The sequence below is a fragment of the Methylobacterium sp. E-005 genome (genome assembly GCF_022829725.1).
Taxonomy (GTDB): Bacteria; Pseudomonadota; Alphaproteobacteria; order Rhizobiales; family Beijerinckiaceae; genus Methylobacterium.
This window is the reverse complement of record NZ_JAKSYG010000164.1, coordinates 1-20979: the sequence shown is the minus strand read 5'-3', so window position 1 is coordinate 20979 and position 20979 is coordinate 1. Positions and strand designations below refer to the sequence as shown.

General features: G+C 70.5%; 20 protein-coding genes. 11 read left to right on the top strand and 9 right to left on the bottom strand.

The window, feature by feature from the left end; all coding sequences use genetic code 11:
• Nucleotides 1–2: 2 nt before the first annotated feature.
• From MKK88_RS17595 to MKK88_RS17560, 8 genes are all read right to left on the bottom strand, one after another.
• Nucleotides 3–1307 (bottom strand): MFS transporter, encoded by a 1305-nt coding sequence (locus MKK88_RS17595; protein WP_244001917.1) that lies wholly within the window; start codon nucleotides 1305–1307, stop codon nucleotides 3–5.
• A gap of 120 nt (nucleotides 1308–1427) precedes the next feature.
• A complete protein-coding gene (locus MKK88_RS17590; protein ID WP_244001915.1) occupies nucleotides 1428–2117 on the bottom strand; it encodes a 4-carboxy-4-hydroxy-2-oxoadipate aldolase/oxaloacetate decarboxylase in 690 nt (229 codons plus the stop codon).
• Complete coding sequence (locus MKK88_RS17585; RefSeq protein WP_244001913.1) at nucleotides 2114–2839, bottom strand: PIG-L deacetylase family protein; 726 nt, start codon at nucleotides 2837–2839, stop codon at nucleotides 2114–2116. The genes MKK88_RS17590 and MKK88_RS17585 overlap by 4 nt, the downstream gene beginning before the upstream one ends.
• A 187-nt stretch (nucleotides 2840–3026) precedes the next feature.
• Nucleotides 3027–3923 (bottom strand): LysR family transcriptional regulator, encoded by an 897-nt coding sequence (locus MKK88_RS17580; RefSeq protein WP_244001911.1) that lies wholly within the window; start codon nucleotides 3921–3923, stop codon nucleotides 3027–3029.
• A gap of 113 nt (nucleotides 3924–4036) precedes the next feature.
• Nucleotides 4037–5545 (bottom strand): MmgE/PrpD family protein, encoded by a 1509-nt coding sequence (locus MKK88_RS17575; RefSeq protein WP_244001909.1) that lies wholly within the window; start codon nucleotides 5543–5545, stop codon nucleotides 4037–4039.
• A 63-nt stretch (nucleotides 5546–5608) separates the two neighbouring features.
• Nucleotides 5609–7087: an MmgE/PrpD family protein gene (locus tag MKK88_RS17570; RefSeq protein WP_244001907.1), complete on the bottom strand. Its 1479-nt coding sequence runs from the start codon at nucleotides 7085–7087 to the stop codon at nucleotides 5609–5611.
• A 32-nt stretch (nucleotides 7088–7119) separates the two neighbouring features.
• The gene (locus tag MKK88_RS17565) at nucleotides 7120–8100 is read right to left on the bottom strand and encodes a 2-hydroxyacid dehydrogenase (RefSeq protein ID WP_244001905.1); all 981 of its coding nucleotides are present in this window, start codon (nucleotides 8098–8100) and stop codon (nucleotides 7120–7122) included.
• Between the two features lie 21 nt (nucleotides 8101–8121).
• Nucleotides 8122–9378, bottom strand: coding sequence for an alpha-hydroxy acid oxidase (locus MKK88_RS17560; protein WP_244001904.1), 1257 nt, complete (start codon nucleotides 9376–9378; stop codon nucleotides 8122–8124).
• A gap of 335 nt (nucleotides 9379–9713) precedes the next feature.
• Between MKK88_RS17560 and MKK88_RS17555 the strand changes: the two genes are divergently transcribed.
• The 10 genes from MKK88_RS17555 (at nucleotide 9714) to MKK88_RS33865 (ending at nucleotide 20126) form a co-directional block, all read left to right on the top strand.
• Entirely contained in the window at nucleotides 9714–10607 is an 894-nt protein-coding gene (locus tag MKK88_RS17555) for an amidohydrolase family protein (protein WP_244001902.1), read from the top strand.
• Between the two features lie 113 nt (nucleotides 10608–10720).
• The gene (locus MKK88_RS17550) at nucleotides 10721–11506 is read left to right on the top strand and encodes an IclR family transcriptional regulator (protein ID WP_244001900.1); all 786 of its coding nucleotides are present in this window, start codon (nucleotides 10721–10723) and stop codon (nucleotides 11504–11506) included.
• Nucleotides 11507–11593: 87 nt separating this feature from the next.
• Nucleotides 11594–12397 (top strand): class II aldolase/adducin family protein, encoded by an 804-nt coding sequence (locus tag MKK88_RS17545; RefSeq protein ID WP_244001898.1) that lies wholly within the window; start codon nucleotides 11594–11596, stop codon nucleotides 12395–12397.
• A 5-nt stretch (nucleotides 12398–12402) separates the two neighbouring features.
• Nucleotides 12403–13782 carry an MmgE/PrpD family protein gene (locus MKK88_RS17540; RefSeq protein WP_244001896.1) on the top strand — a complete coding sequence of 460 codons (1380 nt, stop codon included), beginning with the start codon at nucleotides 12403–12405 and terminating at the stop codon, nucleotides 13780–13782.
• 70 nt (nucleotides 13783–13852) lie between these two features.
• Nucleotides 13853–15193 carry an MFS transporter gene (locus tag MKK88_RS17535; protein ID WP_244001894.1) on the top strand — a complete coding sequence of 447 codons (1341 nt, stop codon included), beginning with the start codon at nucleotides 13853–13855 and terminating at the stop codon, nucleotides 15191–15193.
• A gap of 14 nt (nucleotides 15194–15207) precedes the next feature.
• Entirely contained in the window at nucleotides 15208–16653 is a 1446-nt protein-coding gene (locus MKK88_RS17530; RefSeq protein WP_244001892.1) for an MFS transporter, read from the top strand.
• Nucleotides 16602–17390, top strand: a complete 789-nt coding sequence (locus MKK88_RS17525) for an enoyl-CoA hydratase (protein ID WP_244001890.1) — start codon at nucleotides 16602–16604, stop codon at nucleotides 17388–17390. The genes MKK88_RS17530 and MKK88_RS17525 overlap by 52 nt, the downstream gene beginning before the upstream one ends.
• A 43-nt stretch (nucleotides 17391–17433) precedes the next feature.
• Nucleotides 17434–18606: a CaiB/BaiF CoA transferase family protein gene (locus tag MKK88_RS17520; RefSeq protein WP_244001888.1), complete on the top strand. Its 1173-nt coding sequence runs from the start codon at nucleotides 17434–17436 to the stop codon at nucleotides 18604–18606.
• Nucleotides 18607–18676: 70 nt separating this feature from the next.
• Nucleotides 18677–19984 carry an MFS transporter gene (locus MKK88_RS17515; RefSeq protein WP_244001886.1) on the top strand — a complete coding sequence of 436 codons (1308 nt, stop codon included), beginning with the start codon at nucleotides 18677–18679 and terminating at the stop codon, nucleotides 19982–19984.
• 7 nt (nucleotides 19985–19991) lie between these two features.
• Entirely contained in the window at nucleotides 19992–20126 is a 135-nt protein-coding gene (locus MKK88_RS33865) for a hypothetical protein (RefSeq protein WP_279602374.1), read from the top strand.
• 67 nt (nucleotides 20127–20193) lie between these two features.
• Here MKK88_RS33865 and MKK88_RS17510 read toward each other — a convergent pair whose 3' ends face one another.
• Complete coding sequence (locus tag MKK88_RS17510; RefSeq protein ID WP_244001884.1) at nucleotides 20194–20790, bottom strand: ABC transporter permease; 597 nt, start codon at nucleotides 20788–20790, stop codon at nucleotides 20194–20196.
• Between the two features lie 15 nt (nucleotides 20791–20805).
• On the opposite strand from MKK88_RS17510, the gene MKK88_RS17505 reads away from it, so the two are divergent.
• A partial coding sequence (locus tag MKK88_RS17505) for a transposase (RefSeq protein ID WP_244000709.1) occupies nucleotides 20806–20979 on the top strand: 174 nt, incomplete at its 3' end.

Genomic DNA, 20979 nt, shown 5'->3' with positions numbered 1-20979 from the left:
ATCTAGGCCGACACGATCCGCGATGCGTGTTGAGTTTGACCGACTGCTGATGCCTGCCCGCCACTCTGGTCATGAAGATCCGTTCCGGCCGTTTCCGGCATGAGCAGCGTCGCGCAGAAAGCGACCCCGTAGGCGCAGAGGGCGCAGGCGCCCATTGCCGTCCCCAGCGGCAAGCTCGCGGCCAGGATGCCCACCGTGGCGGGCACGACCGAACCGAAGCCGCGACCGCCCCCAAGGCAGAAGCCCTGGCCGCTGGCCCGGATCGAGGTCGGGAACAGTTCCGCGAAGGTCGGCAGCATGCCCGAGGCCAGGGCCCCCTGGAACGCGCCCAGGAAGAAGCTCAGGACGATGGTCGTGGTGAGTCCGATCGGCGCGAGGAGAAGGATCGCGACGTTGCCGGACTGCAGCACCAGGAAGGTCATGAAGGCGGGGCGGCGGCCGATCCGGTCCGACAGCCAGCCGTAGAGGAGCGGTCCGACGAGGGAGCCGAGGATGTTCATCGCGAGATAGCCGGTGCTCGACTTGATCGAGAGGCCGAGTGCCGTGCGCAGGTAGGTCGGCAGCCACGTGATCATCACGTAGGCGCCGCCGAAGATGCCGGTCGACATGATCGCGGCGGCGGCCGTGCGGCGCAGGTGCCGACCGGTGAAGATCGTCCAGAACGGCGGTGGCACAACGCCGTCGCGCTGCGCAGCCTGTGCCTCGGCGTAGATGCCGGATTCCGGGACGAGCCGGCGGATGAAGAACACGAGGCCTGCCGGGATGATGCCGACGGCGAAGAAGACGCGCCAGCCCGTTTCCTCGGAGAACAGGGACGCGATGACCGGAAGCAGGCTGACCGAGATCGCGTAGCCGACCGCGTAGCTGCTCTGGACGGAGGCCGCGACGCGCCCGCGCAGGGCCGGCCGGATCACCTCGCTGATCAGGACCCCGCCTACCGCGGCCTCGCCCCCGTAGCCGAGGCCCTGGAGGAAGCGGACGAGGGCGAGGGACCAGACGTCGCTCATGAACGCGGCCAGGCAGGTGAAGCCCGCGACCATCAGGATGGTGACCTGCAGGATCCTGACCCGACCGATCCGGTCGGCCAGGATGCCGGCGGCCCAGCCGCCGACCGCGGCCCCGGCGAGGGAGGCCGTGGCGAGGTATCCGGCCTCGGCTTGCGTCAGGCCGAGCGTCGCGATCAGCGCCGGGATGACGAGGGCGTAGATCGTCGTGTCCATGGCATCGAGGCCGAACCCCGCGAAGCAGGCCCAGTAGGTTCGGCGCTCGGTCTGATCGAGCGTGTGGTACCAGCCGAGCTTCATCATGTCGCGTCTCCTCCGGCCATACGGGATCGTGCGCCGCCTGGGCTGCCGGCCGGGCGGGCTGCACGGTTCAGCCGGTACCGTCTCTTCGTGGACGGTCGCCGGCCTCTGTCTCGGCGTTCGTCAGTCCTGCGGACCGTCCACGTATTCGAGACCGGCGGCGGCCAGAGGCCCGCGCATCGCGTAGAGGTCGAGGCCGAGTTCGCCGGCTGCGAGCCGGGCGCGCTTGGCGACCTCGTTGGCGGCCCGCGCGTCCGCCTGCGCGGCGACGGCCTCGGCGTCAGCATGGGGTACGACCACGACGCCGTCATCATCCGCCACGATCACGTCCCCCGGCCGGACCAGGGCGCCGGCGCAGACCACGGGGACGTTGACGCTGCCCAGCGTCGCCTTGACCGTGCCCTTGGCGGAGATCGCCCGCGACCAGACCGGGAAGCCCATCTCCTTGAGCGTGCGCACGTCGCGGCAGCCCGCGTCGATCACCAGGGCGACGCCGCCGCGTGCCTTCAGCGAGGTGGCCAGCAGGTCTCCGAACATGCCGTCGGTGTTGTCGGTCGTGCAGGCGACCACCAGGACGTCGCCGGGGCGGCACTGCTCGATGGCCACGTGCAGCATCCAGTTGTCGCCGGGCTGCGCCAGCACGGTCACGGCGCTGCCGGCGATCGCGGCGCCCTCCCAGATCGGGCGCATGTAGGTCTTCAGGAGGCCGGTACGCCCCTGCGCCTCGTGGACCGTGGAGACGCCGTGCCGGGCGAGCGTCGCGGCGACGGCCGGCGCGACGCGGGGGATGTTGCGGACGACGACGGTCCTCATGCCAGTTCCTCCAGCGTCATCGGGAAGAGGCGCTGATAGGCCTCCCCGTAGATCATCGCGGTTCCGGAGTTGCGGCCGCCCTGGACACCGCGGTTGAGCGCCACGCGGGTGTAGTATTCCCAGAGGTGCTTCTGGGCGGCGAGCACCTGAAACGCGCGGAACTTGGTCTCCCACACGGCATCGATGTTCAGGATGACCTGGGGCTTGAAGTTGCACTGCTCCGGCTGGTGCGGCTCGAACAGGAACACGGGCGGCGCGGCGTAGCTGCGGTCCGGGTCCGGCTTGTGCCCGGCGGCCTGGGCGATCACCCGGGCCTCCTGCGCCACGTGGGCGGCGACCGGATGGTCGAAATTATAGGGGTCTTCGAGGGCGTGGGTCAGCACGAAGGCCGGACGCTCCTCCCGGTAGACGTCGACGAGCCGGTCGAGGACGGCCTCGCCGACGCGCAGGGGATAGTCGCCGACGTCGAGGAACTCGATTTCGGCGCCGAGAATGCCGGCCGCCTCCTCGGCCTCGGCGCGGCGCCGGGCCTTCACGTCCTCGATCCGCACGCCCGCCTTCTTCCAGGCCCATTGGCTCTCGCCGCGCTCGCCGAACGACAGGCAGACGATCTTCATCCGGTAGCCCTTGCGTGCGTGCAGGGCGATGGCGCCGCCAGCGCGCCAGACGAAGTCGCCCGGATGGGCTGTCACCACGAGGCCCGATCGTGCTGCGGCCGCCATATCTCATCTCTCCCGGAGCGTGCGTCGCCTCTCGCGCACTATTGTGCATGCAGAGCTATCGCCGGCCGCCCGAGCAAACAAATGATTAAATTGAGGCTATTGATGCGCGTCATCGAATAATGCCCGCGGGTTCGGGCATGCCGGCGCGATGCCATCCGGGCGGTTCCTTCCTGCCGGGGGGGCGCGGTCAGAGCGCGTTGAAGTACGCCCGGATCATCCGGGCCAAGCTCTCCGCCACCGGTGACAGGGTGTGATTGCGGCGCGTCACGATGCCGATCGTCCGCGCGATGCTCGGTGCCCGGAGCGGCACGGCGACGATCTTTCCCTCGTCGGCGGCCTGAAAGGCGAGGCGCGGCACGACGGTCACGCCCAGGCCCCCGCGCACCATGCCGATGGCGGTGGCGACGCGGTGCACCTCGTAGGCCCAGGTCACGTCGGCGTAGCGTCCCCCCAGCCCCGCCGCGATGAGCAGGTTGTTGCCGGTCTGCTCCCCGATCCGGATGAGAATCTCACGGTCCAGCTCGGACCACGTCACCACCTTCGCGTCGGCGAGCGCGTGATTGGCCCGGCACACCAGCACGAAGGCTTCTTGATGGATCGGGGTGATGTCGAGGTCGTAGTGCTGCGCCCACATGATGGTGATGCCGAATTCGGCCTCGCCCGCCCGCACGCGCTCGATGATCGCGGTGGCCGATTGATCGAGGACGCGCACCAGCACGCCCGGGTGAGCGGCGCTGAAGCCCCGCAGGATAGCGGGCAGGTGGTGACCGGCGATCGTCGGCAGGCAGCCGAAGCGGACGACGTCCTGGCTCTCGCGGCCCTGCCGCCGCAGGGTCCCGAAGATCTGGGAGAGCTCGTCGACGATGCGCTGCGCGCTCGGCAGAAGCTCGACGCCGGCGGGCGTCAGCGTCACCTGCCGCGTCGTCCGCGCGACGAGCCTGACGCCGAGCTCGTCCTCCAGTTTCTTCAGGCGGTGGCTCAGGGCTGCCTGCGAGAGGCTGAGGCTGGCCGCGGCCCGGTTGAAGCTCCCCCAGTTGGCGATGCTGAGGAAGGCCTGAAGGCCCAGGAAGTCGATCCGCTCCATCACCCCTCGCCGTCGAAACGCGGCGCCAGCATTCGCACGGACGGAGAGGCCGCCGCTACGGATCGGCCCGCCGCCGGCCAACCACAAGGCGACGCCGCGGATGCCGCCGAGGCTCAGGCGAAGAGGCCGGTGCAGACCGCGCGCATGTCGGGGACCGCCTCCAGGTTCCGGACGGCGGACACGATTCGCCCGACCCGGTCGCGCGGCAGCCCGGCGAAGTCGGCGCAGCCCTCGAACTTGGCCACGGTGTCGTCGAAGCTCATCGGCTTCTCCGGGCTGCCGCGGGCGAAGTCGCCCTGACCCAAGACGGTGCGCCCGTCGGTCAACCGCAGCTCGACGTAGCTGCGCATCTTGTCGGCCCCGGCCGCGTCCGCGTCCGGGTTGTTGTAGAAGGTGACCCGGTCGATCATGGCCTGCAGCTCTGGCCGGTTGACCACGTCGTCCTGGAACTGCCCGAGCCCCGCCTTGCCGAGCACCAGCAGCACGGCCATGCAGTACTCCATGCTGAACTTGGCCTGCAGGCCCGTCCTGGGCCGGTGGTGGATCAGCGTGTTGAGCATCTGCCGGTTGGTGCCGACCCGGACCTGAGCCACCTCCTGCGGCCGGATGCCGTGCTGCGCGATGAGATCCGCCATCACGTCCATGGCGGGGTGCGTGAGCGAGCCCGAGGGATACGGCTTGATCGACACGCCGGGCGAGAGCAGCGACCACGGCCGGCCCAGGCGGCCGACGATCGCCCCGGGATCCCAGCCGCCCCCGAAGGCGGCGAAGAAGCCGCGCTTGGCCTCGAGGATGTCCTCGGCCGCCGTCCAGCCCAGGGCCGCGAGGTCGGCCGCCACGATGCCCGCCTCGGCGCTGTGGCCGGCCTGGAACGGCTTGGTCATCGTGCCGAAATTCTCGCGCAGGCCGCCGGCCTCCGCGCCGGCCACCCCGAAGGCGTTGCGCAACTGCCTGGCGTCGAGGCCGCGCAGCTTCCCCGCGGCCGCCGCCGAGCCGAACACCCCGCACATGCTAGTGGAGTGGAAGCCGCTCTCGTAGGAGCGGGGCGCAATCGCCTCGGCGAGCTTCGTCGCGACCTCGACGCCGAGATGGTAGGCCAGCATGAAGTCGCGGCCGGACTTGTTTAAGGCTTCCGCCAGGGCCAGGGCGGGGGGCAGGGTCGGCACCGTGGGGTGGGTCAGCAGACCGTAGACGCGGTCCTTCGCGACGGCGAGCTGCGTGTCGTCGAAATCGTCGGCGTGGATGGCGACGCCGTTGGCGAAGGCGGCGAAGCGTGGGGCGGCGTGCTGGTCCGTTCCGAGCACGGTGGACAGCCCGTTCAGGACGCCGAGCTCGGCGAGGTAGCGATGCACGATCGGGCCGGTCTCGGCCTTCTGTCCGGCGATGGCGAGGCCGAACGCGTCCAGGATGTGCTGCTTGCCGAGCGCGATCAGCTCCGGCGGCAGGTCCTCATAGCGGGTCGCGACCACGAAGGCGGCCGTTTCCGCCGTTACCCCGGCGGTGCCAGCCAGACCGGCGGGTGCGTCGGCGGCGAGGGCTCGACGGGATGCGTCGGGCAGAAGGCTCATCCCGGCGCCGAGCGCCGCCAGGCCGGACAGGAATTGCTTGCGGCTCAACGTCATCGTCGGATCCTCCTGGCTCGGGTCTCGTCGCGTGGCGCACCATCCCCGACGCCCCGGGGTCGCTCAGCTCAGGCGCAGTAGCCCCGCGACGTCGCGCATGGTCTTGACCGTCTCGATCCCCAGGACTGTGTCGATCAGCACGGAGGTCCTGTCCGCGCCGAGGACCGGCGCCATCAGGTCGCGGCATTTCGTGACCACCTCCGCGCGCGGCATCGGGTTGTCGGCCGTGCCGCGGACCGCCAGCACCTTGTCGGATAGGATTGTCCCGTCGTTCAACGCGATCTCCACGATGGCGGCGCGCGCCGGTTCGAGGCGCTCCAACTCGTCGCTCGGGATCAGCTGCACTTTGGCGCGCAGACGCAGGACCGTCGGGTCGGCCATGCGGCCCTTGTCGTGCGCCGCCTGAAACGAGGCGGTGCCGTCGAGCAGCATGATCGCCACCATGTGCTGGAGGCAGATGTCGGGCATGTCGCGGTTGTCGACCACCCGCGCCTCGGTGTGGGCCACGCGCACGATCACCGACTGGATCGTCCCGGGATCGATGGACCGCCGCCGCAGGATGTTGCTGAGGGCATCGAGCGGCGCCTGGATCGGGGAGCCCACTGTCCATTTCTTGATGTTGGTGCGGGCGACCTCGTAGCGCTCGCCGAGGCCGGCCGTCAGCTCGTCGAGGTGGGCATCGGGCGCGTAGGCGAGGAAGTAGTTATCGGCGCCGGAGAAGATGTCGTCGATGCCGGTGCATCCGGCCTTCACCATCAGCGCCGCGGTGAGGCCGCTGCGCGCGGGCATGCCGGCGAACACGAAGGACTTCTCGATGTGCTGCGTGTCGCGGGTCCAGGCGCCGATGCCGGAGGATTGCTGGGCCGCGTAATCGAGGACCCAGCGCATCTGCTGCGCATCGAGCCCGGCGGCGCAGGCGGCGGCCGCCGCGGCCCCGAAGGCACCCGCGATGGCGTGGGTGCTCTTGTGGCCGGTGTTGCGGAACGGGATCGCGTCGAAGCTGAGGGTGACCCGCGGGCCGACGTCGTAGCCCAGCGTCACGGCGCGCAGGAAGCGCGTGCCGTCGATCCCGAATTTCTCCGCGGCGGCCAGCGCCGCCGGCACGATCGGCGCGCCCGGATGCGACTGCGAGAACTCGTTCGAATCGTCGGTCTCGTCCGAATGCGCCAGCATGCCGTTGACCAGCGCCGCCACGAGCGGGTCGGCCGTGGCTCTGGACGCGACGAGCGTCGCGTCGCCGGAGCCGCCGTAGGAGGCCGCGAAGCTGTAGGCCGCCTTGGCCGGCAGCAGGCCGGAGCCCGACACCATGGCGGCGAAGGTGTCGAGGATATGGTGCTTGGCCGCCTCGACGACTGCGTCCGGCAGGGCCCGGTCACCGGCCTCGGCCATGTAGGCGCTGAGCTTCGCCATGACCGGACTGATCGTGCCTGTGGCCGCCAGGGCGCGCAGCGGTGCGGTCCCCAGGATGGCAGCGACGCCGACGCCGGCGCCGCGCAGCAGAGCCCGGCGGCTCGCCTGCATCGGATTCGTTCTCGGTGACATCGGGACTCCGGGCGGTTCGTGCAGCGCGCGGCTCAGGCGCGCTCGGGGATCGGCGAGAGGACGGGCTCGCCCGCGAAGAAGGTGGTGAGGTTGGCCACGACCTGACCGATCGTCGCCTCCAGGGTCTCCGGGGAACGCCCGGCGATGTGCGGCGACAGCACGACGTTCGGCAGTGCGCAGAGCGCCGCCGGCACCTCGGGCTCGCCCTCGATCACATCGAGGGCCGCCCCGGCGAGGCGGCCCGCTCCCAAAGCCTCGATCAGGGCGTCGGTGTCCACGACCGAGCCGCGCCCGACATTCACGAGGAAGCCGCCAGGACCGAGGGCGTCGAGGGCTGCGCGGCCGACGCAGTGGCGGGTCGCGGCGCCGCCCGGCAGCGCCACGAACAGCACGTCCGCCCAGGCACAGAGATCGACCAGGCTCGGCGCGTAGTCCCACGGCGCGTCAGGGACAGGCCGGCGGTTGTGGTAGCGCACCGCCATGTCGAAGCCGGCGCAGCGCCGGGCGATGCGGTTGCCGATCCCGCCAAGCCCCAGGATTCCGGCGCGCTTGCCCTGCGCCCCCGGCCGGGCGGTCCCGCCCTCCCGCCAGCGGCCCGCCCGCACGGCGGCATCGAAGCGCGGAATGTCGCGCAGCACCGCCAGGAACAGGCCCAGCGCGTGATCGGCCACGCAGGCCGCGTTGGTGCCGGTGCCGTGCGTGATGACGATCCCGCGCGCCCGGGCCGCCGGCAGGTCGACACCCTCGTAGCCGACTCCCTGCGCGCAGATGATGCCGAGAGCCGGCAGCGCGTCGATCAGGCCGGCCGGGATCGGCGTCGTCCCGTTCGTCACGATGGCCCGGATGCGTTCGCCCGCCCACGCGGCGACCTCCGCGCGGGCCTCGGGCGTGACGGCTTGGTGCACGGTGAAGTGCGCCTGCAGCCGGTCGAGGGCGAAGGCCGCGAGGTCGATTGCCAGCAGCACGTCCGGCCTGAGCTCGTCCGCCTTGTCCCGTGATGCTTCACTGCTCATGTGCTTCGCCGCCTCGGAGGTTCACGGGGTCGGCCCGACGGGGATCCGGTGCAGGTGGTCGGGTCCGAGTTCGGACAGGGTGTTCGCGCCGAGCAGGCCCATGTTGCGGACGATCTCGTCCTTCAGGATCGCGATCGCGCGCTCGACCTCGGGCTGGCCGCCGACCGCGGCGGCGTAGAGGAACGGCCGTCCGACGAACACGAAGGCGGCGCCCAGCGCCAGCGCCTTCAGCACGTCGGTGCCGCGGCGGAAGCCGCTGTCGATCATCACCGGGATCGTGCCACCGAGCGCCGCGACGACCGCTGGCAGGGTGCGAAAGGGGGAGACGGTCGCGTCGAGCTGGCGGCCGCCATGGTTCGACAGGATCACGCCGTCGGCCCCGAGATCCCGGGCCACCACGGCGTCGGCTGCCGCCATGATCCCCTTGATGACGAGCCGGCCGCGCCAGCGCTCCCGCACCAGCCGCAGGTGGTCCCAGCACAGGTGGTCGCGGTTGCCGAAATCCCGCAGCACCGAGGCGGACAGGATCGGCGCCCCTCGCACCGCGTAGGAATTCTCGAAATGCGGCATGCCGTGGCGCACCAGCGTGCGCAGGAACGTGCCCGCACTCCAGCGCGGGCGCGCGAGCCCGTCGAGGGCCAGCCGCAGGCTCGGCCGGAGCGGCGTCGAGAAGCCGGTGCGGGTGATGTTCTCGCGGTTGCCGGAGATCACGGTGTCGACGGTCACGACCAACGTGCCGAAGCCCGCCCTCGCGACCCGGTCGACCAGGGCCGCGATCCGATCGGGCTCGGCGGGCAGGTAGGCCTGGAACCACGCGTCCGGGTTGTGCGGGATCACGTCCTCCATGCGGATGAGGGAGGAGCCGCTCATGATCATCGGCACCCGCGCCGCCCGCGCGGCGGCAGCCAGCGCGATGTCACCGCGATAGGCGGCGAGCGCGCTCAGGCCCATCGGGGCGATGCCGAACGGCGCGGCGTAGTCCTGGCCGAGCAGTGTCGCGGCAGCCTTGCGCGCGCCGACCCCGACGAGGACCCGCGGTACGAACCCGACCTCGCGCAGCGCCCGCCGATTGTCGTCGAGCGCTGCGTTGGTCTCCGCGGCGCCCACGATATAGCCGAACACGGGCCGCGGCAGGTATCGCCGTGCCGCCGCCTCGTAATCCGCCAGGGCCAGCGCGACGGGCTTGCCGCGCCGGCGCGTGCCGGTGGCGGTCTCGGTGGCCGCCGTGCCGGGGATCGCTTCCGTGTGGCCGGGCAGTTTCTGGGCGCCTGACGCCATCGATCTTCCGTTCGGTGCTGGCCCGGTTGTCCCGACGCCCGCAAGACAGCCAAGTCTGAGCCCGTACTTCACAAGTGTGTAAGATCGGCTGCCCGCTGTCTATAGGTGTAGGCATGCCGGCGCCGTCGAGGCATGCGGCGAATGACGAAGCGAGGCCCCCGTTCGGGCCTCAGGATATGTGACAGAGCCGATCTTGCGGTTCGCCCTCTCGTTGCGGACGGAAGCCGGCTTTACCCTCGGCGACGCCGGGCTGCATCAAAAAATTCATATCCGTGCATTGCAGCTGCATCCGCGGCGAGCCATCAAGGGCGTCGGAGTCAAGCTGGAGGACGCCGATGAGCCGCGACTGCCTAGCCCCGAAAGTCTCCGAGCCACCGGACGTCGCGCTGCCGGACGGCGCCTGCGACAGCCACACCCACGTGTTCGGACCCTACGCCCGCTACCCCCTGGCGGAGGACCGCAGCTACACGCCGCCGGAGAACGACGGCGCGGCCCTGTTGCGTCAGCTCGACGCCATAGGTCTCGCGCGGTGCGTGATCGTCACCGCCAGCGCCTACGGGGCCGATAACCGCGCCATGCTGGATGCACTCGCGCTGGCCCCCGACCGCCTGCGCGGCGTCGCGGTCCTGTCCGAAGAAGTCACTGAGCCCGAACTCGACGCCCTGACGGCGGCTGGCGTGCGTGGCGTGCGCGTCAACCTGTTCCGGCGGGACGGCCATCAGGTCTACCGCAACGGCATGGGGCTGGAGGTTTTGAGCGCGCTCGCCCCGCGGCTGAAGGCGCGGGGCTGGCATCTCCAGGCCTGGCTGCACGCGCCGGACCTGCCCGAGCTCTGGCCGGCGCTGGCTGCCTGCGGCATGCCGGTGGTGATCGACCATATGGGCCGCATGAGCACGGCCCGGGGCATCGACGATCCGGGCTTCGCACGGCTGTGCCGGCTGGTGGCGGACGGGGTGGCCTGGACCAAGATCTCGGGGGCGGACCGCCTTACCGTGGCAGGTCCCCCCTACGACGACGTGGACCCCTTCGCGGCCGCCCTGATTGCGGCCAATCCGGAGCGCCTCGTCTGGGGCAGCGACTGGCCGCACATCAACTATTTCGGCGGCGCGACCGACCACGGCGTCCCATCGGACGGCGATCTGTTGCGGGCGCTCCGGCGCTGGACTGACGACAGGGACCTGCGCCGCATCCTCGTAAACAACCCGGCCGCGCTCTACGGCTTCCCGTGAGCGACGATGCTACCGGGACCCCGCGCCTTCCGGTATCAACGGCCGGTCGGCGGGCGGACAGGCCGGATCATGCGTTTCATAGATGTGAATAATCGCAGCGCGGTGCGGGCCTCGTGACCTTGCTCGCGGACATCCCGCCCGAGGCGCAGGGCGCGGCCGTCAAGTCGGCCCGCCGCGTGGTCGAGGTGCTGGAGCATTTCGACCGCGTCCAGTGCCCGCAATCGCTCACTGAGATAGCCCTGGCGCTGGGCTACCCGGCCTCCAGCACCCTGGCCCTGCTCAAGAGCCTGCTCGCCCTCGATTATCTCTCGTACGACTTCGAGCGCCGCACCTACAGCCCGACCATGCGGGTCGCCATGCTGGGCGCCTGGGTTCAGGCCTGCGTGTTCCGCGACGGGGTGCTGATCCGCCTGATGGAGGCGCTGCAGGAGGCGACCGGCGAGACCGTCGTGCTCGGGATGCAGAACGACCTCCACGTGCAGTACATTCACGTGGTCCAGGCGCGCCATCTCCTGCGCTATCACCTGCATCCCGGCACGTTCCGGCCGATCCACTCCACGGCCGCTGGGCGCATGCTGCTGGCGCACCAGTCCCGCGACGCGATCGCCCGCCTCGTCCGGCAACTCGACCGGCGCGCCGGGGTGACGCTGGACCTGGATGCCTTCTGGGACGGCCTCCAGGAGGTCCGCGCCGCCGGCTTCGCGTGGTCGGCCAATCAGGTGACCGAGGGCGCCGGGACCATGGCGGTGCTCGCACCCAAGATGGCCGACGGGCGGGCCACCGTCCTCGGCGTCGCCGGCCCCCTGTCGCGGCTCGAGCCGAACCGGGAGCGGATCCTCGCGAGCCTGCGCACCATCGTCGGGCCGCCTCTCGTCGATCCTAAAAATTCACGGTTGTAAATTTTTAGGAAGTGAGCGACCCTCCGGTCAACGCACGCCGATGCGCCGGATCCCGCGGGACCCGCGCCGGACAGACGGGAGGAGCGGATGACGAGCGGCATCGCCGAGCTTCGGGGGAAGCGCTACGACCTCGACCTGCCCTCGATGCGCGATCGGGTCTCGCCCGAGGAGTGGGAGGCGCGGGTCAACCTCGCGGCCTGCTACCGGCTGGTCGCGCTTTGGGACATGACCGACATGATCGCGAACCACATCTCGGTTCGCGTCCCAGGCGAGCCGGAGCACTTCCTGATCAACGCCTACGGGCTGCTCTACGAGGAGATCTCGGCCTCGAACCTCGTCAAGATCGATTTCGACGGCAACATCGTCGACAAGCCCAATTTCGATTACGGCGTGAACCGCGCCGGCTTCGTGATCCACAGCGCGGTCCACCGGGCCCGGCACGAGGTCGATTGCGTGATCCACACGCACACGCCGGCCGGCATGGCGATCTCCGCCATGAAGTGCGGCCTCCTGCCGATGACCCAGACGGCGATGCGCTTCTCGACCGTCGCCTACCACGATTACGAGGGCGTGGCGGTCGATCTCGACGAGCAGAAGCGCATCGTGGACGATCTCGGCGCGGCCGACCTGATGATTCTGCGCAACCACGGCCTGCTGGTGGTCGGGCCGACCGTGCCGCAGGCCTTCAGCAACATCTACCGCGCGGAACTCGCCTGCAAGGCGCAGCTCATGGCGATGGCGGCGAGCACCGACCTCGTCCTGCCGTCGGATGAGGTCATCGCCAAGACCAACCACCTCTACCGGCCCGAGGTGCGCCGCCCGTTCGGCGTGCTCGAATGGCCGGCGCTCCTGCGCAAGCTCGACCGGATCGACCCGACCTACCGGGATTGATCGCCGTGACCGCGGCTCACCCCGGCACGGTGATCGAGGCGCTGGCGGACTACGCGGCCACCGAGGGCGAGCGATCGCTGCCGGCGGACGTACGGCACCACGCCAAGCGCGCCCTGATCGACTGGTTCGCCGCGCTCCTGCCGGGCGCGCAGCTCCCGCCCGCGACCCTGCTGGCCGCGGCGCTCGCGGACGAGTTCGGGGTGACCGGCGGCGCCGTGGTGTACGGCACCGGGCGCCGGGCCCCCTTGCGCACGGCGGCGCTGATCAACGCCACCGCCTCGCACATCATCGAGTTCGACGACATCTTCCGCGATGCGATCTACCATCCGGGCTGCCCGGTCATCGGCGCGGCGCTGGCCGCCGCGCAGACATGCGGCGCCGACGGCGTGGCTTTGTTGCGCGCCATCGTGATCGGCTACGAGGTCTCGACGCGCATCGGCGTCGCGGTGCAGCCCTCGCATTACCGCTACTGGCACACGACCGGCACGATCGGGACCTTCGGGGCCGCCGCCGCGACGGCCGCCCTGCTCGGCCTCGATGCCACGCGCTTCGCCCACGCGCTGGCCACCGCCGCCACGATGGCGGCCGGGCTCCAGCAGGCCTTCCGCTCCGACGCCATGTCGAAGCCGCTCCATGCCGGGCACGCCGCGGAGGCCGGGGCGCTCGCCGCCCTGGCGGCCAGCCGCGGCGTCACCGGCGCCCTCGACGTGCTGGAGGGCGAGGCCGGCTTTGGGGCCGCGATGAGCCGGGGCGCCGCGTGGGCACACGCCGTCGATGACCTCGGGCGCCGCTACAACATCTGCGCCATGACGTTCAAGAACCACGGCTGCTGCGGCCACGCCTTCGCGGCGATCGACGCCGCCCTGGCTCTGCGGCCGGATCTCGACCTCGACGCCATCGAGGCCGTCACCATTGGCACCTACCGGACGGCCCTCGACGTCACCGACCGGCGCGCGGTCGCCACTCCCTTCGAGGGGCGGTTCTCGACGCCCTTCACGGTGGCGAGCGCCCTGGTCCACGGCAGCGTGCGGCTCGACGCGGTCTCGCCGGAGCGCCTCGCCGATCCGCGGGTCCAAGCGCTGATGCGCCGCGTCACCATGGTGGTCGATCCGGAATGCGAGGCCGCGTTCCCGGCCCGGCGCTCGGCCGTAGTGACCATCACCCTGGCGGATGGCCGCCAGCTCACGCAGCGTCAGCCGACCCGCAAGGGCGACCCCGACGCGCCGCTCACCGACGACGAGCTGGCCGACAAGTTCCGCGAACTCGCGAGCCCCGCCGTGGGGGACGCTGCGGCGCGCGATCTCCTCGCGACGCTGCGCACCCTCGACACGGCTTCGGCCGGCGTGGTGGCGCGGCTCGGGCTTGGACCGCCAGGTCCGGAATAGCGGTTCGGGCCGACCGAACACCTCCGCCAGAGCCGCGAGACCGGCCGGCGGCCTCCAGGGAGGAGAGCGCATGGACACCCGGGCAATCCCCGCCGGCCTCGCCGTACAGGACGGCCCGCGGTCGGACGGGGTGACGGACCTGAAGCGCGACACGATCCGTCTGATCAACCGGCGGTTCATGCCGATCCTCGTCATCGCCTACATGGTCTCGTTCATCGACCGGGTGAATGTCGGCTTCGCGGCTTTGACGGCCAACCGGGAACTCGGCCTCTCGGCCACCGCCTACGGCTGGGGCGCCGGGATCTTCTTCCTCGGCTACTTCCTGTTCGAGTATCCGAGCAATGTGATGATGGGCCGGGTCGGCGCCCGGATCTGGCTGTCCCGCATCATGATCACCTGGGGCTTCATCTCGGCCGGGATGGCGCTCGTGACCGGGCCGGTCTCGTTCTGCATCGCCCGGTTCCTGCTCGGCGTCGCGGAGGCCGGGTTCTTCCCCGGCCTGCTCCTGTTCGCCTCGCTCTGGTACCCGAAGGCCTACCGTGCCCGCTGCATCGGCATCATGCTGGTCGGCATGGCGGTGTCGAGCCTCGTCGGCGCGCCGATCTCCGGGCTGCTGCTCGGCCTCGACGGGTGGCTCGGCCTGTCCGGCTGGCAGTGGATGTACATCCTCGAGGGGCTGCCGGCCGTCGTCCTCGGCGTGCTGCTGTTCGTCCTGACCGACACGCCCGACAAGGCCGAATGGTTAAGCCGCGAGCAGCGGGACTGGCTGCGCCGGACGCTGGCCGCCGAGCCGGTCCGGGCGCACGCCGCGCGGAACGTCTGGGCGACGATCCGCGATCCGCGGGTGCTGTTCTACGCGCTCCTGTTCTTCAACGTCACGACGGCGAGCTACGGCCTGAGCCTGTGGCTGCCGCAGATCATCAAGGCCGCCGGCCTGACCAACGCCCAGACCGGTTTCGTGACCGCGATCCCCTACGCGTTCGGCACGCTGGCCATGGTGCTGGGCGGCTGGTGGTCGGACCGGCACGCGGACCGGATCGTGCCGACCGCCGCCATGACCTTCCTGGTCGCCGCCGGCCTCACGGCCTCGGTCTGGCTCGCCCAGCCGCTCGCGCAGTTCGCCGCGATCTGCGTGGTGATGATCGGGATCTACGGGCTGAAAGGCCCGTCGCTCGCCCTCTACACGGAGAGCTTTCCCGGCCCGGCGGCGGCGGGCTCGATCGCCATGGTGACGGCGCTCGGCAACCTGTCGGGCTTCCTGCCCCCCTACCTCGTCGGCTGGATCAAGGACGCGACGGGGCACTTCACCTACGGCCTCTTGTTCCTGGCCGGAGTCGCCTTCCTGGGCGGCGTGCAGGCCCTGCTAGCCCCCGCCTTCGAGCGCCGCGTCGCCGCGGCCGCGGCACGATGATGGAGCGCCCCGCGATGCTCGCCACCGACACCGCCCTCGGGGAAGCGCGCCCCGCCCTCCACCGCCGCATCGCCTCGATCCTCGGCGGGTCGGTTGGCAACCTGATCGAGTGGTTCGACCTTCACATCTACACGGCGTTCTCGCTCTACTTCGCGCCGCAGTTCTTCCCCGGCGACTCGCCAAACGTGCAGCTCCTCAATGCCGCCGGGATCTTCGCCCTGGGCTTTCTGCTGCGGCCCCTCGGAAGCTGGATCTTCGGCATCTACGCCGACCGGCACGGGCGGCGCGCGGCGCTGAGCCTGTGCGTGACCCTGATGTGCGCGGGGTCCTTGATGATCGCGATCTGCCCAACCTACGCGCAGGCCGGGATCCTGGCGCCAGCTTTGCTGCTCCTGGCCCGCATGCTCCAGGGCCTGTCGCTCGGCGGCGAGTACGGGGCGAGTTCCGTCTACCTGACGGAGATCGCGGATCCGCGCCGCCGGGGTTTCTTCAGCAGCTTCAACTACGTGACGCTGATCTCCGGCCAATTGCTCGCGACTTTCCTGCTGGTGGTGATGCGGATCCTGCTCAGCACCGACCAGATCGCCGGCTGGGGCTGGCGCATCCCCTTCGCCATCGGGGCGGCCTGCGCGGTGATCGGCTACGCCCTGCGCCGGAACATCGACGAGACGGACCAGTTCAAGGCGCTCAAGCGGCGCGGCACCGCGGAGCGTCCGACCCTGCGCCTCCTGGCTGATCCGCGCGCGCTGGTGCTGGTCGCCGGCATGACGGTCGGCGGCACGGTCGCGTTCTTCACCTACACGGTCTACATGCACCGCTTCCTGTCGAACTCGGCGGGGCTGACGCGGGACCAGACGACGCTGGTCTCCTGCGCCACGTTGTTCGTGTTCGCCCTGCTGCAGCCGCTGCTCGGGGCGCTGTCGGACCGGATCGGGCGCAAGCCCCTGCTGCTCGCCCTCGGCCTGCTCGGGACGCTGGGCACCGTGCCGCTGATGACCGCGATGACGCGCGTCCACGACGCGTGGTCGGCGCTGATCCTCCTGATGATCGCGCTCGTCATCGTATCCGGCTACACCTCGGTGAACTCGGTGGTGAAGGCGGAGCTGTTCCCGACTAGCGTGCGGGTGCTGGGCGTCGGCCTGCCCTATACCTTGGCGACATCCCTGTTCGGCGGGAGCGCCGAGTATGTCGGCCTGTGGTTCAAGCATCTCGGCCACGAGAGCCTGTTTTTCTACTACGTGAGCGCCTGCATCGCCTGCACGTTCGTCACGACGCTGTTCCTCAAGGAGGGCGGCACGGCGAGCCTCGACCCGGAGCGGGTCGCGGGAAGCCTTACCGGCGGGGACGACGCGCGCGACCGGTTCCCGATCCATGACGATCACAGCCAAACCGACCGAGGACTGATTCCATGGCAGACCCTCAACTCATCGTGCAGCGGGACGGGCCGATCGGCTGGCTGATCTTCAGCAACGTCGCCAAGCACAACGCCATGACGTTCGAGATGTGGGGCGGCGTGCCCGAAGCGGTCGCCGGCCTCGCGGAGGATCCGGAGATCCGCATCGTCGCGCTGAAGGGCGCGGGCGAGAAGGCGTTCGTGTCCGGCGCCGACATCTCCGAGTTCGAGACGAAGCGCGGCTCCGGCGAGGCCCAGATGGCCTACAACGCCGCCGCCGATGCGGCGACCGCGATCATCCAGACCTGCCCCAAGCCGACGCTCGCCATGGTGCGCGGCTACTGCATCGGCGGCGGTCTCGCCCTGGCGCTGGCCTGCGACCTGCGCTTCGCCGCCGAGGGCACGCGCTTCGCCATTCCCGCGGCCAAGCTCGGGCTCGGCTACCGCTACGCCGGCATGCGCCGCCTCGTCGACGTGGTCGGCCCCTCGCGGGCCAAGGACATCTTCTACTCGGCGCGCCAGTTCGACACCGCCGAGGCGCTCGGCATGGGGCTAATCAACCGGGTCGTGCCCAGGGAGGCGCTGGAGGAGGAGCTCCGCGCCTACGGCGCCCGCGTCGCCGCCAACGCGCCGCTGACGATCGCGGCCGCCAAGCTCGCCATCGACGCCGCCACCACCGAACCCGGGCCGGACGCGCTTGCCGCCATCGACCGGGCGATCAAGGCCTGCTTCGCCAGCGAGGATTACCGGGAGGGCCCGATCGCCTTCCGCGAGAAGCGGCCCCCGAACTTCAAGGGCCGCTGAGCGGCGCCCGACCTACCACGTTACGCGAAACCGGGAGACGCCCATGCCTTCTGCCACCGCGCTGAGCCGCTTCACGGTGCTGGATCTCACCCGCGTGCGCTCGGGCCCCACGGCGGTGCGCCAGCTCGCCGATTGGGGCGCCGACGTCATCAAGATCGAGCCCCCCGGGGGCGACCGGATCGGCGGCAACCGCGACGGCTCGGATTTCCAGAACCTGCACCGGAACAAGCGCAGCCTCACCCTCGACCTGAAGCAGCCCGAGGGCGTCGCCGTGCTGAAGCGGCTCGCGCGATCGGCCGACGTGCTCGTCGAGAACTTCAGGCCGGACGTGAAGGACCGCCTGGGCATCGGCTACGCGGCGCTGGCGGCCGAGAATCCCCGGCTCGTCTACGCTAGCATCTCCGGCTACGGGCAGGACGGCCCCTACCGCATGCGCCCCGGCCTCGATCAGATCGCGCAGGGGATGGGCGGGCTGATGTCGATCACCGGCGAGGCCGGCGGGGGGCCGGTGCGGGCCGGCATCGCGGTGGCCGATTCGAGCGCCGGCCTGTACTGCGCCCTCGGCATCCTGACGGCGCTCCTGGAGCGGGAGCAGTCGGGCCAGGGGCAGTGGATCCAGACCTCGCTGCTGCAGGCGCAGATCGCGCTGCTCGACTTCCAGGCGGCGCGCTGGACCATGGACCACGAGGTCCCGCCGCAGATCGGCAACCACCATCCGACCGCCAGCCCGATGGGCGCGTTCCCGACCGCCGACGGGCACGTCAACATCGCGCCGATCGGCGAGGCCATGTGGCGGCGCCTGTGCGGCGTACTGGGCCATCCCGAATGGGCCGAGGACCCGCGCTTCGCCGACCAGCCGGCCCGCAGCCGCAACCGCCACGACCTCGCCGCGGCGATCGCCGCGGTGACGCGGACCCGGAACGCCGCCCAATGGGTCGAGGCCCTGAACGCCGCCGAGATCGCCTGCGGCCCCGTCTACACGATGGATGAGGTCTTCTCTGACCCGCAGGTGCAGCATCTCGGTATGTCCGAGACGGTGGAGCACCCGCGCCTCGGGCCCATCGGTCTGGTCGCCCAGCCGATCCGGATGTCCCGCTCGGAAGGGCACGTGCGGGCAGCGGCGCCCGATCTCGGCGCGCAGAGCGACGCGATCCTGAACGCCTTCGGCTTCGACGCGCAGGCGGTGGCGGACCTGCGGGAGAAGCACGTGATCTGACGACCCGCCAGCCCGGCGCCGAGACCGGGCGGCCATCAGGGGAGGACACCATGCCGGATCGGAGACGTCCATGGACCGCGTGAGCCTCGCCGCGGTCTTGGACCGCACGCCCACAGCCGCACGGGTGACGTCGAGCACCCGGGTCTTCTGGATCACCTGGGCGGGCTGGATGCTCGATGGCTTCGACTCGGCCATCTACATCTTCGTGCTGGTCCCGGCGGTGTCGGACCTCTTGGCGGCCGGCGGCATCGAGCCCGCCCGCGGCACGATCGCGCTCTACGGCGGCTATTTCTTCTCGATCTTCATGCTCGGCTGGGCCTGCTCGATGTTCTGGGGCTGGCTCGCCGACCGGATCGGGCGCGTGAAGGTGATGTGCCTGACGATCCTCGTCTACTCGGTGTTCACCGGGCTCTGCGGCCTCGCGGGCGGGCTCGCCTCCTTCGCGGTGTTCCGGTTCTGCGCGGGGTTCGGCGTCGGCGGCGAGTGGGCTGCCGGAACGCCGCTGCTGCACGAATCGGTGAGCGAGCATCAGCGCGTGCGGCTCGCGGGCTGGCTCCACACCGCGACGCCGACCGGCCTGCTGCTGGGCGCGGCCGCCTCGTTCCTCGCCCCGGTGATCGGCTGGCGGGGCATGTTCTTCCTGGGCGTGCTGCCGGCCCTCCTCGTGGTGGCGATCCGCGCCACCGTGCAGGAGCCGCCGCGGGCGCAGCAGGCTCGGACCGAGTCCGGCCCTGATCAGCCGGGCCTCGCCGCCATGTTCATGGGGCCGCAGGGCCGCGCCACCTGGGCGGCCGGGCTCATGATGTCCTGCATCATCCTGGGCCTGTGGTCCTCGACCTACTGGGCGCCGACCCTGGTGATCAGCAAGCTCGTCGCCGCCGGCTCGACGCCCGCCGCCGCCCAGAAGGTGGCGGCGATCAGTGGGATCATCACCAACATCGGCACGCTGATCGGCTGCCTCGCGATGCCGTTCATCGCGACATGGTTCGGCAGCCGCCGCCGGACGGCCACGGCTTTCTTCCTCGGCGCCTTCACCATCAACCTCGTAGCCTATCTCGGCGCCGCCGTCTGGCTCGACAGCGTGACGCTGTTCATCGCGCTGCTGCCGCTCGTCGGCTTCTTCACCAACGCGGTGTTCGCGCTCTACACGATCTGGCTGCCCGAGCTGTTTCCCACGCGCCGCCGGGCCTTCGGGTCCGGCTTCGCCTTCAGCTTCGGGCGCATCCTCGGCGCTCTCGGGCCGACGATCGTCGGCAGCCTCGTGGCCGTGACGGGGTCGTATCCGGAAGCCCTGGCGATCATCTCGCTGATCTATCTCATCGGCTTGCCGACGATCTGGCTGGCTCCCGAGACGGCGAACAAGGAGCTTCCTGTCTGAAAGCGGGATGCTCTCGCAAGATCCGACGATCCTGCGCGACCCGGTGCTTCACGCCGACATCCTGCGCCTCCTCCTCGAATGGCGCCGCGCTCGGACGCGCCGACAGGCCGGGGCGACGCGGATCAGCGTCGCGAACATCTGACGCGTGCCCAGGCTTCGCCCCGGCGACCCACCGAAGGGCGTAGCCCTTTGGAAGCCCTTGAGTCCCGTCAGACGCCACCGACGGTGTGGCCGCGCGCACGGCGGTTGACGAGGAGGAGCGGGAGCGCCGTGACGATGATCAGAACCGCGGCCGCCGCCGCCGCGAGGCCGGCGCCGGTTCCCTCGATCGCCCGGTACATCACCACCGTCGTCGTCGCCCAGCGGCTCGTGTAGAGCACGATCGTGGCGCTGAGCTCGGATGCCGCGGTTATCCACACGAGGACGAAGCCGCCGATGAGGCCGCTGGCCATCAGCGGTACGGTCAGCGTGGCGAAGGTCTTCGCCGGCGACACGCCGAGATTGATCGACGCCTCCTCGAGGGACGGATCGAGCTGGTGGACGATGGCCGCCGAGGCGCGGACCGCGAACGGGAGCTTGCGCACCACGTAGGCGACTACGAGGATCAGCCACCCGCCCGTCAGCACCAGCGGCCCGCTGTTGAAGGCGACGATCAGGCCGATCGCCAGGATCGTGCCGGAGACCGCGAACGGCACCATGCTGACGAGGTCGAGCAGGCCGGAGAGCCCGGAGCGGGAGCGGGCCACCACGTAGCCGTGGCCTGCCCCCTGAAAAGTGGTCCTCCCTGAGGTATGGCTTTGAGCCATGTGGAGGATGTCGTCATGGGACGGAAGAAGCATACGGCTGAAGAGATTGTTGCTAAGCTGCGGCAGGTCGATGTCTTGATCTCGCAGGGTCGCAAGGTTGCCGAAGCAATCCGGTCAATCGAGGTGACCGAGGTCACATACTACCGCTGGCGGTCCGAGTACGGCGGCTTGAAGGGTGATCAGGTCAAG

Excerpts from the sequence above, each read along its gene's own strand:
- MKK88_RS17595 (WP_244001917.1), bottom strand. The coding sequence starts at position 1,307 with ATGATGAAGCTCGGCTGGTACCACACGCTCGATCAGACCGAGCGCCGA.
- MKK88_RS17590 (WP_244001915.1), bottom strand. The coding sequence starts at position 2,117 with ATGAGGACCGTCGTCGTCCGCAACATCCCCCGCGTCGCGCCGGCCGTC.
- MKK88_RS17585 (WP_244001913.1), bottom strand. The coding sequence starts at position 2,839 with ATGGCGGCCGCAGCACGATCGGGCCTCGTGGTGACAGCCCATCCGGGC.
- MKK88_RS17580 (WP_244001911.1), bottom strand. The coding sequence starts at position 3,923 with ATGGAGCGGATCGACTTCCTGGGCCTTCAGGCCTTCCTCAGCATCGCC.
- MKK88_RS17575 (WP_244001909.1), bottom strand. The coding sequence starts at position 5,545 with ATGACGTTGAGCCGCAAGCAATTCCTGTCCGGCCTGGCGGCGCTCGGC.
- MKK88_RS17570 (WP_244001907.1), bottom strand. The coding sequence starts at position 7,087 with ATGTCACCGAGAACGAATCCGATGCAGGCGAGCCGCCGGGCTCTGCTG.
- MKK88_RS17565 (WP_244001905.1), bottom strand. The coding sequence starts at position 8,100 with ATGAGCAGTGAAGCATCACGGGACAAGGCGGACGAGCTCAGGCCGGAC.
- MKK88_RS17560 (WP_244001904.1), bottom strand. The coding sequence starts at position 9,378 with ATGGCGTCAGGCGCCCAGAAACTGCCCGGCCACACGGAAGCGATCCCC.
- MKK88_RS17555 (WP_244001902.1), top strand. The coding sequence starts at position 9,714 with ATGAGCCGCGACTGCCTAGCCCCGAAAGTCTCCGAGCCACCGGACGTC.
- MKK88_RS17545 (WP_244001898.1), top strand. The coding sequence starts at position 11,594 with ATGACGAGCGGCATCGCCGAGCTTCGGGGGAAGCGCTACGACCTCGAC.
- MKK88_RS17535 (WP_244001894.1), top strand. The coding sequence starts at position 13,853 with ATGGACACCCGGGCAATCCCCGCCGGCCTCGCCGTACAGGACGGCCCG.
- MKK88_RS17530 (WP_244001892.1), top strand. The coding sequence starts at position 15,208 with ATGCTCGCCACCGACACCGCCCTCGGGGAAGCGCGCCCCGCCCTCCAC.
- MKK88_RS17525 (WP_244001890.1), top strand. The coding sequence starts at position 16,602 with ATGGCAGACCCTCAACTCATCGTGCAGCGGGACGGGCCGATCGGCTGG.
- MKK88_RS17520 (WP_244001888.1), top strand. The coding sequence starts at position 17,434 with ATGCCTTCTGCCACCGCGCTGAGCCGCTTCACGGTGCTGGATCTCACC.
- MKK88_RS17515 (WP_244001886.1), top strand. The coding sequence starts at position 18,677 with ATGGACCGCGTGAGCCTCGCCGCGGTCTTGGACCGCACGCCCACAGCC.
- MKK88_RS33865 (WP_279602374.1), top strand. The coding sequence starts at position 19,992 with ATGCTCTCGCAAGATCCGACGATCCTGCGCGACCCGGTGCTTCACGCC.
- MKK88_RS17510 (WP_244001884.1), bottom strand. The coding sequence starts at position 20,790 with ATGGCTCAAAGCCATACCTCAGGGAGGACCACTTTTCAGGGGGCAGGC.